We start from the raw sequence: 16,693 nt of genomic DNA, 5'->3' as shown, positions 1-16,693 counted from the left end.
TTTGAAATGATTTTTAGCATTTTGAACGGATATATACCTATGAGTAATAAGAATAATGTAATTAAAGGGCTGAGATACTTGATATTTTCTGCAGTAGTAGCTCTTACCACATCCTGTGTAAGTAATAAAAAAATAGCATATTTTCAGGATATTCAGTCTATTAAACAAGCTAAATTAGATAGTGCAGCTATTTTCACAGAGCCTGTAATACAGTCTGACGACATTCTAAGTATAAATATTTTTACGCTCAATCCACAGAGTGGGGCGATAGTTAACCAAGCGGCAAGCAACACTGTTTTAGGTGGAGGTGCTAACACAGCAGTTGCTGCTCAGCAAGTTTCAGGTTTTTTAGTTGATAGGAACGGTGATGTAGAGCTTTCTCTTATCGGAAAAGTTAAGGTAGCAGGTTTGACAACTTATCAAGCACGCGAATTGATAAGAGAAAAAGCTGCGGCTGTTTACAAAGAACCGAATGTCCAATTAAGATTTGCAAATTTTAAAGTTAGTGTTCTTGGTGAGGTTAATTCACCCTCCGCTTACACTTTGCCTAATGAGAAAGTAAGTATATTGGATGCGCTTAGTCTTGCTGGTGATTTGACGATTTATGGTAGAAGAGATAATATTTTAATTGTCAGAGATAATAATGGTAAAAAAGAGTTTGTTAGACTAGATTTAAATAGTAGCAAGGTATTTAATAGTCCATTTTATTACCTGAAGCAGAATGATGTTGTATATGTAGAGCCAAACAAACGCAAGGTATCTGCCTCTAACTCTGCCCAAGTACAAACGATTGGCGTGATTGCTTCTGTTATTTCAGTAATTGTGCTTGCCATTTCTAGTTTTAAATAGATCCCGTATAAATTATAATGAATAATCTAACCGAAAGAAATATGGTTTCCCATATAGAAGAAGAGGATAGCATCAATATTAAAGATATAATAAACAAATTACTAAATAAGTGGCCTTGGTTTGTTATAAGTATTTTTGTATGTTTATTAATAGCTTTTATATATGGGAAATATACCGCTCCAACCTATCAAATTAGAGCTAAGCTTATCGTTAATGACGATGAAAAGGGTGGTAATCTAGGTAAGCAAGCTAGTTCTCTAATGGATTTAGGAGGGCTTATGGGATCAAAAAATTCTGTTGATAATGAAGCCGAAATTTTAAAAACTCGTTTTTTAATGGAACAGGTTGTTAGGGATATGCAATTAAATGTTGTTTATTCAAAAAAAACTGAGTTTTTTGTACGTGAACTTTATAGATCTCCTATTAGCCTAGTTTTCATTAAAAGTGTTGATACAATTAATGCTACTGACTTTAAGGTAATAAAAGTTGCTACAACTAAACTAAAAATTACTAGCCGGGACTTTGCAAAAACAGTTGCATTTGGCGAAAAATTTAACGTTCCAGGAGTAGGGATAATCCAACTAATAGAAAACTCCGGGTTTAAAATGGATGAAAGTGAATACTTTATAAAAGTTAACTCTATTGATACTCGAGTTGCATCACTCATGAAACAGCTTAGTGTTACAGTAAGTAATAAACAAGTCAGCATAATCGACTTGGGTTTATCTTACCCTGTGCCGGCGAAGGGAGAGGATATTTTGAATACACTCATTAATAGATATACACAGTCTAATCTAAGTGATAAGAATGCTGTAGCTGATAGTACTTATCGTTTTATCAAGGAACGTCTTAATGTTATTGCCGCAGAATTAGGTGACGTTGAAAATAACGTGGAAAGCTTTAAGCAAAGGAATCAATTGGCAGACATGAGTGAGCAGGGTAAACTTCTAGTGCAGAATACTGGCGAATTTAGTACGGATCTGGCAAAAGCGGAGACTCAAGTAAGCGTGCTAAATGATCTGGAGAAATATCTGACTGATGAAAATAATGTGAAGCGGGTTTTTCCGTCAGCACTAATACCAACCGATATGGTTTTCTCTAATTTAATGAGCCAATATAATGCGCTTTTAATTGAAAGAGAAAAACAACTGTTAAGTGTAACTGAAGAAAGTCCATTCATTCAAAATATCGATACTCAGATAAAGGGATTGAAAAGTGATATACTTTCAAATGTTCAGAGTAGTAAAAGTTCAGCCATACTGACTAGAAACAGGCTTAAAAGTCAGTTGTTAAAAGCAGAGGGTAAAATTTCAGGAGTTCCGGAAGTTGAGAAAAATTATTTGAAGTTAGCTAGAAACCAACAGATCAAGCAAGAGCTATACATCTTTCTAATGCAGAAGGCGGAAGAAACAAATATTTCAAAAACAGCTAATATTTCAATTGCAAAAACCATTGACCCGCCAAAATCTGAACTATTTCCAATTGCCCCTAAAAAAAATATAGTTTATACCATTGGGTTAATTATTGGCATTTTGCTTCCTATAATAATAATTTTTAGTCAAGCATTATTCAATACAACTGTTACTACTAAGGATGAAATCGGTGGATTGACGCAAGTTCCAGTAATTGGCGAAATAAATCATAACGAAAGTGATGATAATTTAATTGTAGCAAATCAAGGAAGATCGGCCATATCTGAACAATTTAGGGCACTAAGGACTAATCTTTCATTCTATTTAAAGAATAACAACGAAAAGGTTATTCTTCTTACATCTAGTATGAGTGGTGAGGGAAAATCATTTACGGCAATAAATCTTGGTAATATTCTTGCACTGGCAGGTAAAAAGGTATTATTAATGGAGTTTGACCTGAGAAAACCTGGTCTTTCGGCAAAATTGGGCATTGATAACTCGGTTGGCTTTAGCAATTATACAATTAGCCCTGAAATCAAAGTTACTGACATTGTTAAGCCATTAACGATAAATAAAAATATGTTTATTATCTCTTCAGGTCCACTACCGCCAAACCCTGCTGAAACATTATTAAGTGAACATACACCTGGGCTGATCGAAGAATTAAAAACTCAATTTGATTATATTATAATGGATGCTCCTCCTATCGGAATTATAACTGATGCACAATTGCTATCTATATACGCCGATGTAACACTTTACTTAGTGCGTCAAAAGGTTACACAAAAGAATCAACTAAACATAGTTGAAGAATTGTTTACAAGTGGTAAAATGAAAAACTTAGGTATAGTTGTGAATGATATCGATACCAAACTTTATGGCTATGGTTATGGCTATGGTACCTACGGGGAAAATAAAAAGCCTAATTCATTAACTAAGCTTAAAAATATATTTAAAAATTCGTAGAAAAATGAAAGTTGCACTAATTACGGGTATAACAGGACAAGATGGAGCATATCTAGCGGAACTGTTGCTAGATAAAGGTTATATGGTCCACGGAATTAAAAGAAGAAGTTCTTTGTTTAATACAGATCGTATTGATCATCTTTATCAAGATCCACATGATGATAATGTTAGGTTTAAACTGCATTATGGAGATTTAACCGATTCGACTAATTTAATCAGACTTGTTCAAGAGGTGCAACCAGATGAAATTTATAATTTAGGTGCAATGAGTCATGTAAAGGTGTCGTTTGATTCACCTGAATATGTTGCTAATGTGGACGGAATCGGAACTTTACGGATATTGGAGGCAGTTAGAATCTTAGGCTTGGAAAAAAAGACTAAGGTTTATCAGGCATCCACATCTGAATTATATGGTGGGATGCCAGAAAACAAAAATGATAAGGGATTTTATGATGAAAATTCACCTTTCTATCCACGATCACCATATGGGGTAGCAAAGATCTATGGCTTTTGGATTACTAAAAATTATCGCGAGGCGTATGGTATGTTCGCTTGTAATGGTATATTGTTTAATCATGAAAGCCCTTTAAGAGGTGAGACTTTTGTGACTCGTAAAATCACCCGTGCGGTTGCTAAAATAGCCCAAGGTCTACAGAAGAAATTATTTTTAGGCAATCTGGATGCGGAACGTGACTGGGGGCATGCTAAGGACTACGTTGAGGCCATGTGGAGGATATTACAGCAAGATATTGCAGAAGACTTCGTAATTGCTACAGGCGTGACTACGAGAGTTCGTGAATTTGTGCGTTTGGCCTTTGCTGAAGTTGGGATAACAATTAATTTTACTGGAGAAGGCGTTGAAGAAAAAGGTATCGTATCCGCATGTTCAAATCCTGAATTTCAAGTTGAGATTGGAACGGAGGTTGTAGGGGTTGACCCTACTTATTTCCGTCCTACAGAGGTTGATTTGTTGATTGGAGACCCTACCAAATCAAAAACTAAATTAGGATGGGAACCTAAATATGATTTGGCTGCATTAGTAAAAGAAATGGTGGCGGCTGACGTGGATCATTTCAGGAAAGAATCACTATTGAAATCTCATGGTTATACCATTAAAAATCAATACGAATAATGTCTGAATTGTATTTTCACGATAAAAATGCAAAGGTGTATATAGCGGGGCATCGAGGAATGGTTGGCTCGGCAATACTTAGAAAATTACAAAAAAAAGGTTTTACTAATCTTGTTTTCCGTACTTCAGCAGAACTTGATTTAAGAGATCAACGCGCTGTAAAGGTTTTTTTTGAGGATGAACGGCCTGACTATGTTTTTTTAGCTGCTGCTAAAGTAGGCGGTATTGTTGCTAATAATACTTATAGAGGAGATTTTATTTATGAGAATCTCATGATTCAGAGTAACATTATCGAGTCATCAAGAAGTGTTGATGTGAAAAAATTGATGTTTTTGGGTTCATCATGTATCTATCCAAAAATGGCTCCTCAACCCCTCAAAGAAGAGTATTTGTTAACAGGTGAATTGGAGCCTACCAATGAGCCTTATGCGATTGCTAAGATTGCAGGAATTAAGATGTGTGATGCCTATCGCCAGCAATTCGGTTGTAACTACATATCTGTGATGCCCACGAATCTTTATGGTTTGAATGATAATTATCATCCTGAGAACTCGCATGTATTACCTGCTTTGATCAGAAGGTTTGATGAAGCTAAAATTAACAATTTATCATCTGTAAGCATATGGGGTAGTGGCTCTCCAAAAAGAGAGTTTTTGTATGCTGATGATCTTGCAGATGCATGTATTCATTTAATGAGGAATTATAATGATGCTGGTCTAGTAAATATAGGCTGTGGTGAAGATTTAAGTATTAAGGAGTTGGCTTTTATGATTAGGGATGTCGTTGGCTTTCATGGTGAAATTAATTTTGATACCAATAAACCAGATGGTACACCAAGGAAGCTAATGGATGTTTCTAAATTAACTAATCTTGGATGGACTTATGCGACCACTTTAGAAAAAGGGCTAAGATTGGCTTATGAAGATTTTAAAAACAAAAAGAATTAATTAAATGAAAATTGGGATATTAGGAGCTGGTATTTCCGGCCTGAGTATAGGACGAATGCTGTCCAAGCAACATGATGTTGAATTACTTGAAAGGCATTCAATACATGGTGGAATTGCGAGAACAAAAACTATCGAAGGTGTTGCATATCATCCTGTAGGTGGGCATTGCTTTAACTCCAAATATCCTGATGTAATGGACTTTGTTTTTAATGAAGTTTTGCCAAAAGACAGCTGGCATCAGGTTCAACGTAATGCCGTAATAAAATTAAGGGGAGAAGAGGTTTCTTATCCCATAGAGTACGCAATACAACAGATTCATGACTTTGCGCCAGAGCTAGCAATTGATATTACTAAAGATTTTTTGAGCGCAGAGGACGATAATGTTTATGAAAATTTGGAAGACTGGTTTAGAAAAAAATTCGGTAATACATTAGCGGAAACTTACTTTATCCCTTATAATTCTAAAATTTGGAATAGGCCTCCGAGTGAAATGAGCCCTGCTTGGGTAGATGGAAAATTGCCTATCCCGAATAAGGAATCATTTTTTAAGGGTTTAATTAGTAATGAGAGTGACAAAATGCCACATGCAAGTTTTTACTACCCAGATACTAATAATCAAAATACTTTTATAGATAAGTTAGCAGAGGGCTTAACAATTTTAACTGACTTTACTGTAAATACAATAGAAAAGAAAGGAAAAAAATGGCTTGTAAACGGGGAAAAAGAGTATGATTTAGTGATAAGTACATTGCCTTTAAACATATTGCCACATTTAATAAAGGATACTCCTGATGAAGTTTTAGATGCAGCAGATAAATTACGCTATAATAAAGTAACTACCATGTTCTGGGAAACTGAAGAAACAGATAGAACCTGGACTTATATACCTGAATCGTACAATTTTTTTCATAGATATATTCATATTGGAAGTTTCTTCAAGCCAAAGAAAAATTATTCAATGTCGGAGGTTGTGGGAGAGAAGACCAAGGAAGAGATGATAGAGAACGGTAAAAAAGATAGTTTTTTGAAAAGACCTATTGATTATAATGTTTCAGAACATGCCTATGTAGTTTTTGATGAGAATTACGATTCAGCGACAACTGCTGTTAAAAAATATCTTCAAGATATTGGCCTTCATACCCTAGGTAGATTTGGTGAGTGGCAGTATTACAATATGGATGTTTGCATTAAAAGCAGTTTAGACCTAGCACAAAAAATAAATTTGGCCTAAATGATAAAATGAGTTTAAAAAAGAACGTAATAAGTAATTTTATACTTACTTCATCAACAATATTATTTCCTTTAATTACGTTTCCATATGTAACAAGGGTTCTTTCAAGTAATGGTTTAGGCAGTATATTTTTTATTGATGCATTTTCGCAATATTTCATCATTTTGTCTTCTTTAGGTATACCATTCTATGGTGTTAGAGAAATTGCAAAACATAAACATGATGTAAAAAGAAATTCTGATCTAGTTGTAGAGCTTGTAATATTACAATTTTTCTTGGCACTTACTTGTTGCTGTATTTTTTTTGCCCTACATTTTTTTATCCCAAAATTGGGCTCTCAAATTAGTTTAATACAGATTGCATGTTTATCAATCTTGTCAAATTCATTTTTGATCGAGTGGTACTATCAAGGAATAGAAAATTTCAGTTACATAACCAAAAGATCATTAATAATCAAAAGCCTTAGCGTAATAGCAATATTGGTATTGGTTAAGCAGCAAGATGATTATATTCTTTATTTTTTAATTCTTTCATTGCTAGTATTTGCAAATTCATTTCTTAATTTTTACAATTTCTATAAACATTTCTATAAGGGATGGCCTGAGAGATTAAATTTGTCAATTCATCTTAAACCACTATTAGTTCTATTTAGCATAAATGTTTCTATAAGCGTATATACTGTTTTAGATACAGTTATTTTGGGTTTTTTTACAACACCAGTAGCGGTTAGTTTTTACAACGTACCCTTGAAATTAGTAAAGATGTTTTGGCTGCTAATCGCTGGTATAGGAACAGTATTAATTCCACGGATGTCAGTGTTACATGCCAATAAAAACAATGAAGCGATTAGGGATCTAATGGCGAAGTCAATTAATGTAATATTCTTAATTGCTTTACCTTTTTCTTTTTTTTGTGTTGTTTTTCCTAAAGAAATTTTAACTATAATTTCCGGTGAAAAATATTTGCCAGCTATCAATGTATTACGAATTCTATCTTTAATTCCTCTAATCATCGGGTTATGCAATGTTTTTGGAACACAATATTTATTACCTATTGGGCAAGAGAGAAAAATACTACACGCCACTATTTTAGGACTTATTGTGAGTCTTACGGCTAACTTTATATTAATTCCGATTTATAGTTTTACAGGGGCAGCAATTTCTTGTTTGTTAGCAGAACTAACCGTTTGTATATATATATATATATGGGCAAGAAAGAATATAGCTATAACTTTTGACTATAAACTATTGTCTCTAATTGTTTTATCTTTACTACCAAGTTTTTTATTTACTCTTGGCCTCAAGAACTACTTATCGTCTCTATCAATGATGGCTTTATCAATTTTTGTATATATAGTTAGTTTTATATTATTCCAGTTACTATTGTTTAGAAATAAGTTTGTTGATGAAATAGTATCTAATATTTTGAAGTTTAAAAAGTAAATTATTTATGCAAATTAGCTTAGTATCAACAGTATTTAATGAAAGTAGTCGTTTAGAAAAAACTATAGCTGACCTGGAAAGTCAGACTGTAAAACCTTCTGAAATTATCATTACCGATGCTGGATCTTCTGATGGAACTTACGAAAAACTTTTAGAATGGAGAGATACCTCAAACATTCCTATTATTGTATTACAGAAACATCGCTGTAATGTAGCAGAGGGACGTAATCTTGCCATTAGAACAGCAAAGTATGATATTATTGCAAGTACGGATTTTGGCTGCCGCTTTACTAATAAATGGCTTGAATCAATTACTAATCCTCTTTTAAATCCTGAAGTAATGGTTGTAGGTGGAAGCTTTAGTGTTATTGAGGCCGATCAAAATTCACTCGCAGCTAAAGCTGCATATATTAATAATAATGGCTATAATATCAATGTTAAAGCTGCCAATTTTATACCTTCATCTAGATCAATAGCTTACAGACGAGAAGTATTTGATAAAATAGGGGGATATTGCGAATGGTTAACTTTAGCGGGAGATGATTTTATATTTGGATTGGAGGTGAAAGCTTCAGGGTACAAAATTTTAATGGTTGATGAAGCTAATGTTTTTTGGGGACGTCACGTTTTGCCTATAGGCTTTTTGAAAGAAGCTGGAAGATATGGTTTGGGAGAAGGAGAGGCCAAATCAAATGTATCAATGTTATTTAAGCATTTAATATCTCTATCCTTTCAAGTTCTTTTTATTGTTCTTTTAATTTTTAATATAACATTTTATATCCTTGAAAAGGATGTAAATATTATTGCTATTGTTATCAACTTAATGCTTGCAATAGGATTTAAATCATATATATCAACTTTTTTAAATTGGCTCCGATTTAGATCTGAAAAATATAATTTTAAAGTTTTAATATTTGCTTTTTATCAACAGCAAATGATTAAATATTACTATATAAAAAGTTATTTAAAAGGTTACTTTAATACTTCAGAAAGAGTGGTTGATAATTCAATCGAACTTAAAAAGAGACTTAATGGAAAAATAAAGCCATAGTTGATTATTTAATATGGAAAGCAAAGTAATTCTATCAATTGTTTTAATACTTGAAGAGAAGACCTCGTTAATTTTTGACCATTTGGTCGAAAGTATACTTATGTCTGAGAAAAAAATCGAGTTAATTGTGTTAGGGGCTAAAGCTTCTGTAGCTAAAACATTTTCCAGGATTGACAAAGTGAAGTATACTCATATTGACGATGAGGGAACTGATTTTGGGTTTAGTTTAAAACAGGCGATAGAGGTGTCTACAGGGATATATTTATATGTTCTGCCATCTAGTCTACAATTCTATGAAAGAGAGTCTGTCAAAGATCTCGTAGACTATCTTGTAACTACGGAATTAGACTTACTTTATGGCAGACAAAAAATTAGGCTTCCAGACGGGGCCCTTGTTGATAAAGTTTCATCATATAATACAAATAACCCTTTACAAGGTATCCCTCCCTTATTCGGTGAAATAATTGTGAAGAGAAATTTTATATTAGAAAAGAATTTTCCAATTGGATTTGATAAAAATTATTTGTTTGATTACGACTTGCTAGTTCGCTTCTCTAAAAATGAAAATAATATAAAATTTTATGATAGAAATATAACCGTTACTGATGACAATTTTAAGAAAAGTAATGTTTTTTTAAAAAAAAGGCTGAATGTATTGCGGGTGCATAAGAAAATCACACCATTAGTAACTGCTACATATATAAAAATGGTTATACTTATTTCTTTAAGTAATTCACCATTATTAGGCCTTTATACTATTTTTAAAGCATTCATATTTGATTATTTCCCAAACTATTGGGTTAATAAAATTCCTTTCTATTGGTTAAGGCATTTTTATTATCGAAAAGTGATAAAAATCAAGTTAGGGAAGCAATCAAGCATTCATTTAAATTGTTTTATTTATGGCAAAAATATTGAGATAGGTAATGGATGTGTTATTAATCGAGAATGTTTTTTAGACGGCCGAGGAAAATTAAAGATTGGCAACTTTACATCTATCTCTCCTCATGTACACATTATTACAGGTGATCACGATATTAATTCTAGAAATTTTGCTTTTAGATCTAAGGATATTGTTATTGGTAATTTCGTATGGATAGGATCGCGGGCAACAATTTTACCTGGAGTAGTCATAGGAGAAGGAGCTATCGTTTGTGCTGGTGCTCTGGTTACCAAAGATGTTCTGCCTTATACAATGGTTGGTGGCGTACCTGCTAAATTTATAAAGGATAGATCTAAAGATCTTGATTATAACCCAACATGGTTACCATGGTTTGATTAATTAATTTACTTCAAAAGATGATTATAGTAGTTGAGCCACAGATGCAGGGGGAGAAACATGTGATAGTAAATGCTGGTATTTTGGAAATATTGCAAATCACATTTTCGGGCGATATAATACATTTATACGCAGATGAATTGCATTCTAAAAGGCTACTTGAAAAGCCATATTTGAGCAAACAAAATTTGGTCTTAAATAGTTACAAGTATAAACCCAAAGAGGATAAGAAGACTAACTTAGCGCTAAAGTTTTTCAGACAGGCAAGATTATCCTGTAAAATGTTCAGACAAGCAAAAAAACATGGAGCGAAACTCATTGTCTTTACTTCATGTTTCCCATTTACGGCATTGTTTGTGAATTTTTTAGCGGGTCTATATAAACAAAAAATTATCATTTGCCATCATGGTGATTTGGGCGTGCTACTTTTGGATAAAAAGAAGCTTGTTACAAAAATTTTCCGCTATTTTATTAAAAAAATGATGGTTAATAGAAATTTAAAGTTTAACAACTCTTTAATTTATGGTAAAAGTATAAAGGATAAATTAATAGCCACAACCCCATCCATCTCTGACAATTCTTTTATTGTCATTGATCACCCTTATGAATATTCTAGTAATAACCTTTTTAATAAAACTAATGGAGAAATTCTAACTTTGTCGAATATTGGTACGGCAACATTAATTAAGAATTCAGAATCACTTTTTGATTTGGCTCAAATACTTAGAACTCATATTTCCAATAATGAATTAAAGCTAACTCAAATTGGAAGTGTAGCAACCGAACTTCAACCATTTATAAATGAATTTGTAGATATTTTAAAAAGAGACGGAAGCTTTATTCCTAATTCAGTTTATGAAGAATCTTTAGCTAAGTCAAACTATTTTATATATTTTTTTAAAACAGGAGGATACTATGAACTTTGCCCAAGTGGTACTTTTTTTGATGCGGTAAAATACCTTAAACCAATAATTGCAATAAAAAATAGCTATTTAGAGTACTATTTTGATAAGTTAGGTAATATTGGATATCTGTGTGAAAGTATTGATGATATGGCTGAACTAATAAGGTTAATAATTAAAGGAGAAAGAAACAAGAATATTTTGAGCAGTTAGAAAACTTAAAAAAGGCACAAAATCAATTGTCGAACGAAAATATATCAAAAGATTTTAAAATGCAACTGTGCTTTGTTAGCAATCATATTTCAGACTCGAACTAAATAATTATATATGCCAAGACTTACCGATAATGTCATAATGAAATATTTCCAGCCAGTGCTTTTATTTGCAGGTACATGGATATTCGTTATTTTCCTGCTGTCTTTAAGGCTAAGTAATTTGCTTGAATCATCAGTAAATGATGCAATAACATTTTTCTTAATGGTCTTTGCCTGCTTTACTGCAGGGTATTTAGTTGGATTTCTTCCAAAGAAAAAAATAAAGATAGGTGTATCTGTTGTAGATCTAAGCTTAAAACTAAAAAATCGATATTTTTTATTTATCAAAATCTGGGTATTTCTAACCATTATTGAAATTATCGTTTCAGGAGGAGTACCTGTACTCTGGCTACTTTTAAAAAATGGCAAAACATACTTTGATTTTGGTATACAATCTGTTCATGGATTGTTAAATGCATTGGGAATGATGCTTTGTGTTTTGTCATTCTATTTATTCAAAAAATATAAAGACAAAAAGTATTTATATTACATGCTTTTTTTAATTTTTTGGTATGTAATCGTGATAAGTCGTCAAGTTATAATCGTTATGTTAATGGAGATAACTTTTATATTTTTCATTATGGCAAAAAATAAACTCTCCTTAATCAGGACCGTTGCTATTTATGGATTTATAGTTATTTTTCTATTTGGAATAGTTGGAGACATGAGAAGTGGGGCAGATGCATTTTATGAGTTAGCACAACCGAGTGATAATTGGCCTAATTGGTTGCCCTCAGGCTTTCTATGGGTTTACGTTTATCTTACTACACCAATTAACAACCTAATCTTCAACTTTCAATTTGAAGTTCGCGAATTTAGTTACTTATTTCCCAATACACTATCACTGTTATTACCTAGTTTTATTAGAGATATTGTTTTCGGCCAACAAGATACTGTATCTGGAAATCTTGTTACACCCGCTTTTAATGTCAGCAGTGCATTTATGTCTTCATATATGGATATGGGCAAATATGGATTAGGTATATTTGCTTTTGTGATAGGGTTGATAAGTAATTTAACTTGGTGGGCTACTGGTTCCAAAAGGTTTTTTTTCCGTGCCATTACGTTTCAATGTATAATACTTTCAATTTTTTACAATCACTTTTTCTATTTACCTGTAGCATTCCAATATGTTTGGTTTATTTTGTTTTTTATGAATTATAAAAAAATATAATGCAACAGTTTCAAACTCTTAGAAAAATCAGATCGCAGGATAATACATCAGAAATTAAATTCTCGATTGCAACCCGCGTCAAAAATGAGTTCAAGTGGATTAAGCTTTTTTTTGACTCATTAAAGGCACAGACATTCTACCGGTATTTGGATATCGTTTTTTTAGATAGTGGCAGTACAGATGGTACGTTGGAGTTCTTGGAAAAAGAAAATTGTAATTTATATAGCATAGCCAGTTCAGAATTTTCTTTTGGAGAGACGTGTAATCTAATGATGGAGCTAACCAAGGGAGATCATGTGTTGTTTTTTTCAGGCCATGTTGAATTAGAAAGTCAGTACTTGGTTGAAGAGGTTCAAAGGTTTCTCGATAAAATAGGAACTCTTTCTGGATATTTTAGGCAAGTACCAAATGAACAGGTTGGATGTTCTATATATGATAAAGTATTTTTGAAATACAACTTTCCAGCGAGCAACAGTACTGAGCCAGAAATGAAAGTAGATAATCATAGATTTTCTAACGCAGCTTCTATTGTTTCCAGATCACATTGGGAGACTGTTAAATTTAAACCTGTTATAGCAAGTGAAGATGCTTTCTGGGCTGATGAGACTGTGAGAAAGTTCGGAAGAATATATTATTTCCATATGTTTAATGTTAAGCATAGTCATAATGAGACATTTGATGAGGTAAAGAAAAGAGTAGGTATAAATGTTTTAGCTAGATACCCGAATGGAGTTGGTTTTCTGCAAAGAAAATTTATTTTTGCCAAGGTATTTTCAGCATTATTTATTAACACTTTTCAGGTGTTTAATTCCTATAAATTTGCCATAGCTCACTCATCAGCATATAAAATTTAATTTAATGAAAGTGCATAAAATAGCTTTATTAATTCCTACACTAAACGCAGGAGAATTATGGGGTCAAGTATTAGAGTCAATTAATCTCCAAACGGCAAAGGTTGACCGGAAAATAATTCTTGATTCAGGGTCTATTGATAATACTAAATTGGAGGCAAAATCTTCGGGCTTTGAAACTATTGATATAAACAAGGCAGATTTTGATCATGGATATGCTAGGCAGTTGTTGGCTGATGCTGCTCAAGATTGTGATATATTGATTTACCTTACTCAAGATTGCATTTTAAAAGATGATAATTCTTTTAGTGAGCTAGTTGCCGCGTTTCAAGATCAAAGCGTGGGCATTGCATACGGGAGACAATTGCCTCATTTTGGTGCCAAAGTATTGGAAACACACGCTAGATTATTTAATTATACCAGTGAATCAAAGGTCAAGCAATTAAGTGATAAATATGAATTGGGCATAAAAACTGCATCTTGCTCTAATTCATACGCTGCTTATAGCAGAGAAGCTTTAAAGGATGTAGGTGGCTTTCCTACCAATACAATTTTTGCTGAAGACGTAATTGTTGGCGGGCAAATGTTAATTAAGGGTTGGAAGATTGCTTATGTGGCAGATGCGGAAGTTTATCATTCCCATGATTATACGATAAACGAAGAATTTAAGAGGTATTTTGACATTGGCGTGTTTCATTCAACAAATCCTTGGCTTTTAGAGGAGTTTGGATCTGCAGGTGGGGAAGGACTTAAATATCTAAAGTCTGAATTGAAATATGTTATTACTCATAATCTATTAGTTCTGCCTAAAATGATTATGTCAATTGGAGCAAAGTTTATAGGATATAAGTTAGGTATGATGCATAAAAAATTATCGGCAAGGCAAAGGAAAGCTTTTTCTATGCACCGTAGGTATTGGGATAAATTAGAAAATAGCAAATGAATCATTTAATATTTGGAGGCTCCGGTTTTATCGGTACTCATTTGAAAAGTTATATCAAAGAAACTTTGCATTCAAGTGATGAAGTTTTTAGTTTCGATTTAAGGAAAAAAGTTAGCGACGGTTTCGAGATCCTAGATGTACGTCAATCAATCAACTTAAGTATTGTCAATGCAAAAGATAGTGTTATTTACAATCTTGCGGCAGTGCATACAACACCAGGTCACCCCGACCATGAATATTTTGAAGCTAATATTTTTGGTGCACAGAACGTTTGCGATTTTGCCCGTAAAAATAATATTCAAACAATAGTATTTACCAGCTCTATTGCTCCATATGGCGCATCAGAAGATTTCAAAAATGAAGAGACTTTGCCTATGCCTAATACACCTTATGGTATTTCTAAACTAACGGCAGAGTATATTCATAAGTTATGGCAAGCTGAAGATCCAGCAAATCGAAAATTGGTAATTGTTAGACCTGGTGTAGTTTTTGGCAAGCAAGAGGGGGGGAATTTTACCCGATTGTACAATTCACTGAAAAAAGGCTTTTTCTTTTACCCAGGACGAAAAGATACGATTAAGGCCAGCGTTTATGTAAAAGATGTAGTGCGGATATTATATGAAGCAGGTCAAATGGAAAAGCCAGGTCATGTTACCTACAATTTAACTTATTTCCCTGCACCTACTATTGAAGAAATTTGTATTACAATGGCTGATGCAACCCATACTAAGGCCCCCAAAATATTGGTGCCTGCATGGGCTTTGAAATCAGCAGCAGGCGGAGTTTATTTTGGTGCAAGAACATTGGGTAAAAAGATTAGCGGTATCCATCCTGATCGGGTGAAAAAATTAATGATATCTACAAATATCTCTGGAGAAAAACTTAGTTTATCGCCATATAAATTGCAGTTTACATTAAAGGAGGCACTTAAAGATTGGTATAAGGATTGTGAGAAAACTGGACTTTATTAAGGATTAAATTTACATGAATAAAAATACATATGTATTGATTATGGCCGGAGGTGTGGGTTCACGGTTTTGGCCAAAAAGTAGAAATCACTTCCCGAAGCAGTTTATTGATATTCTTGGAATTGGTAAATCATTACTTCAGCTTACTTACGAAAGGTTTTTAAATATTTGCGCTAATGACCAAATCTTTATTCTAACAAATGAAAGTTACGCGAATTTAGTTTCTGAGCAATTACCAAATGTTTTAAATGATAATATTCTTTTAGAACCGAGCCGTAACAACACGGCACCCTGCATTGCGTATGCTACATATAAGATTGCACAGTTAAATCCGGATGCTAATATCGTTGTTGCACCATCTGACCACTTAATACTAAAGGAAGATATTTTCGTGGAAAAAATTGAACAGGCCTTAGCCTTTAGTGCGGATAATGATGCGTTATTGACATTAGGTATTACTCCTACCAGACCAGATACGGGTTACGGTTATATCCAATACCAGGATGTAAGTATTGACCATCAAAATCAATCTGGTGAAATAAAAAAAGTGAGTGCCTTTAGGGAAAAGCCTATTTTAGCGAAGGCAGAAGAATATTTAAAAAGTGGGGATTATGTTTGGAATGCGGGCATATTTATATGGTCTGCAGTATCCTTAAAAAAAGCATTTGAAAAATATTCTCCTGAAATTGCAAGACTATTCGAAAGCGGTCTATCTTGCTATAACACACACAAAGAAGCTGAATTCATTAATACAAACTATCCTACTAGTCCAAATATATCAATTGATTATGCAATCCTAGAAAAAGCAAACAATGTATATACCATCCCTGCTGATATTGGCTGGTCGGATTTAGGCACGTGGGCTTCCTTACATACAGTTGGGGAAAAGGATGTTGATAATAATATGGTTAACTTAGCTAAAGTTAACTTAAAAGATACCAGTAATTGTATTATACATTTGCCCAGTGATAAAGCCGCAGTTATAAAAGGATTGGATAACTTTATTGTTGTTGATGATGGTGAGGTATTGTTAATTTATCCAAAATCTGATGAGCAGGAAATTAAACAGGTGGCTAAAGATATGGTCATTGAGCATGGAATAAAATATGCTTAGCAAAATATAAAAAAGTTTACCTGGATGGTAAACTTTTTTGTGTGTCTACTAAATTGTGCGATTAGTCTACTATTTAATGATAGTAGGATACTCCTTTTTCGAGCTGCCTTTTCTAGCC

Annotated in this window: 13 protein-coding genes and 1 pseudogene; all 14 read left to right on the top strand. The window is 33.2% G+C overall.

Annotated elements, in window-relative coordinates; all coding sequences use genetic code 11:
• Positions 1–39: 39 nt before the first annotated feature.
• The gene (locus ACZZZW_RS00295; protein ID WP_082458600.1) at positions 40–849 is read left to right on the top strand and encodes a polysaccharide biosynthesis/export family protein; all 810 of its coding nucleotides are present in this window, start codon (positions 40–42) and stop codon (positions 847–849) included.
• Between the two features lie 17 nt (positions 850–866).
• Positions 867–3,227, top strand: coding sequence for a GumC family protein (locus ACZZZW_RS00290; RefSeq protein ID WP_055902574.1), 2,361 nt, complete (start codon positions 867–869; stop codon positions 3,225–3,227).
• A gap of 4 nt (positions 3,228–3,231) precedes the next feature.
• Complete coding sequence (gene gmd, locus ACZZZW_RS00285) at positions 3,232–4,359, top strand: GDP-mannose 4,6-dehydratase (protein WP_055902571.1); 1,128 nt, start codon at positions 3,232–3,234, stop codon at positions 4,357–4,359.
• Positions 4,359–5,306, top strand: a complete 948-nt coding sequence (locus tag ACZZZW_RS00280) for a GDP-L-fucose synthase family protein (protein ID WP_055902568.1) — start codon at positions 4,359–4,361, stop codon at positions 5,304–5,306. Before gmd ends, ACZZZW_RS00280 begins: the two co-directional genes overlap by 1 nt.
• A gap of 4 nt (positions 5,307–5,310) precedes the next feature.
• Positions 5,311–6,537 carry a protoporphyrinogen/coproporphyrinogen oxidase gene (locus tag ACZZZW_RS00275; protein WP_055902565.1) on the top strand — a complete coding sequence of 409 codons (1,227 nt, stop codon included), beginning with the start codon at positions 5,311–5,313 and terminating at the stop codon, positions 6,535–6,537.
• An 8-nt stretch (positions 6,538–6,545) separates the two neighbouring features.
• Positions 6,546–7,979, top strand: a complete 1,434-nt coding sequence (locus ACZZZW_RS00270; RefSeq protein WP_055902562.1) for a flippase — start codon at positions 6,546–6,548, stop codon at positions 7,977–7,979.
• A gap of 7 nt (positions 7,980–7,986) precedes the next feature.
• Positions 7,987–9,030, top strand: coding sequence for a glycosyltransferase (locus tag ACZZZW_RS00265; protein WP_055902559.1), 1,044 nt, complete (start codon positions 7,987–7,989; stop codon positions 9,028–9,030).
• A gap of 1,069 nt (positions 9,031–10,099) precedes the next feature.
• A pseudogene (locus ACZZZW_RS00260) lies at positions 10,100–10,247 on the top strand (DapH/DapD/GlmU-related protein); the annotation flags it as partial.
• 82 nt (positions 10,248–10,329) lie between these two features.
• Positions 10,330–11,424, top strand: coding sequence for a hypothetical protein (locus tag ACZZZW_RS00255; RefSeq protein WP_463491971.1), 1,095 nt, complete (start codon positions 10,330–10,332; stop codon positions 11,422–11,424).
• A 114-nt stretch (positions 11,425–11,538) separates the two neighbouring features.
• Positions 11,539–12,699, top strand: a complete 1,161-nt coding sequence (locus ACZZZW_RS00250) for an O-antigen polymerase (RefSeq protein ID WP_055902553.1) — start codon at positions 11,539–11,541, stop codon at positions 12,697–12,699.
• Positions 12,699–13,553, top strand: coding sequence for a glycosyltransferase family 2 protein (locus ACZZZW_RS00245; RefSeq protein WP_055902551.1), 855 nt, complete (start codon positions 12,699–12,701; stop codon positions 13,551–13,553). The genes ACZZZW_RS00250 and ACZZZW_RS00245 overlap by 1 nt, the downstream gene beginning before the upstream one ends.
• Positions 13,554–13,557: 4 nt before the next feature.
• Positions 13,558–14,493, top strand: coding sequence for a glycosyltransferase family 2 protein (locus tag ACZZZW_RS00240; RefSeq protein ID WP_055902547.1), 936 nt, complete (start codon positions 13,558–13,560; stop codon positions 14,491–14,493).
• Entirely contained in the window at positions 14,490–15,464 is a 975-nt protein-coding gene (locus ACZZZW_RS00235; protein WP_055902545.1) for an NAD-dependent epimerase/dehydratase family protein, read from the top strand. The genes ACZZZW_RS00240 and ACZZZW_RS00235 overlap by 4 nt, the downstream gene beginning before the upstream one ends.
• Positions 15,465–15,477: 13 nt before the next feature.
• Positions 15,478–16,575, top strand: coding sequence for a mannose-1-phosphate guanylyltransferase (locus ACZZZW_RS00230; protein WP_055902544.1), 1,098 nt, complete (start codon positions 15,478–15,480; stop codon positions 16,573–16,575).
• Positions 16,576–16,693 lie beyond the last annotated feature (118 nt).

It is taken from the genome of Pedobacter sp. AC379 (genome assembly GCF_979258145.1).
The sequence above is the reverse complement of the archived record's forward strand: the minus strand, read 5'-3'. Positions and strand labels throughout refer to the sequence as shown.

Coding starts and splice junctions, on each gene's coding strand:
- ACZZZW_RS00295 (WP_082458600.1), top strand. CDS start 40: ATGAGTAATAAGAATAATGTAATTAAAGGGCTGAGATACTTGATATTT.
- ACZZZW_RS00290 (WP_055902574.1), top strand. CDS start 867: ATGAATAATCTAACCGAAAGAAATATGGTTTCCCATATAGAAGAAGAG.
- gmd (WP_055902571.1), top strand. CDS start 3,232: ATGAAAGTTGCACTAATTACGGGTATAACAGGACAAGATGGAGCATAT.
- ACZZZW_RS00280 (WP_055902568.1), top strand. CDS start 4,359: ATGTCTGAATTGTATTTTCACGATAAAAATGCAAAGGTGTATATAGCG.
- ACZZZW_RS00275 (WP_055902565.1), top strand. CDS start 5,311: ATGAAAATTGGGATATTAGGAGCTGGTATTTCCGGCCTGAGTATAGGA.
- ACZZZW_RS00270 (WP_055902562.1), top strand. CDS start 6,546: ATGAGTTTAAAAAAGAACGTAATAAGTAATTTTATACTTACTTCATCA.
- ACZZZW_RS00265 (WP_055902559.1), top strand. CDS start 7,987: ATGCAAATTAGCTTAGTATCAACAGTATTTAATGAAAGTAGTCGTTTA.
- ACZZZW_RS00255 (WP_463491971.1), top strand. CDS start 10,330: ATGATTATAGTAGTTGAGCCACAGATGCAGGGGGAGAAACATGTGATA.
- ACZZZW_RS00250 (WP_055902553.1), top strand. CDS start 11,539: ATGCCAAGACTTACCGATAATGTCATAATGAAATATTTCCAGCCAGTG.
- ACZZZW_RS00245 (WP_055902551.1), top strand. CDS start 12,699: ATGCAACAGTTTCAAACTCTTAGAAAAATCAGATCGCAGGATAATACA.
- ACZZZW_RS00240 (WP_055902547.1), top strand. CDS start 13,558: ATGAAAGTGCATAAAATAGCTTTATTAATTCCTACACTAAACGCAGGA.
- ACZZZW_RS00235 (WP_055902545.1), top strand. CDS start 14,490: ATGAATCATTTAATATTTGGAGGCTCCGGTTTTATCGGTACTCATTTG.
- ACZZZW_RS00230 (WP_055902544.1), top strand. CDS start 15,478: ATGAATAAAAATACATATGTATTGATTATGGCCGGAGGTGTGGGTTCA.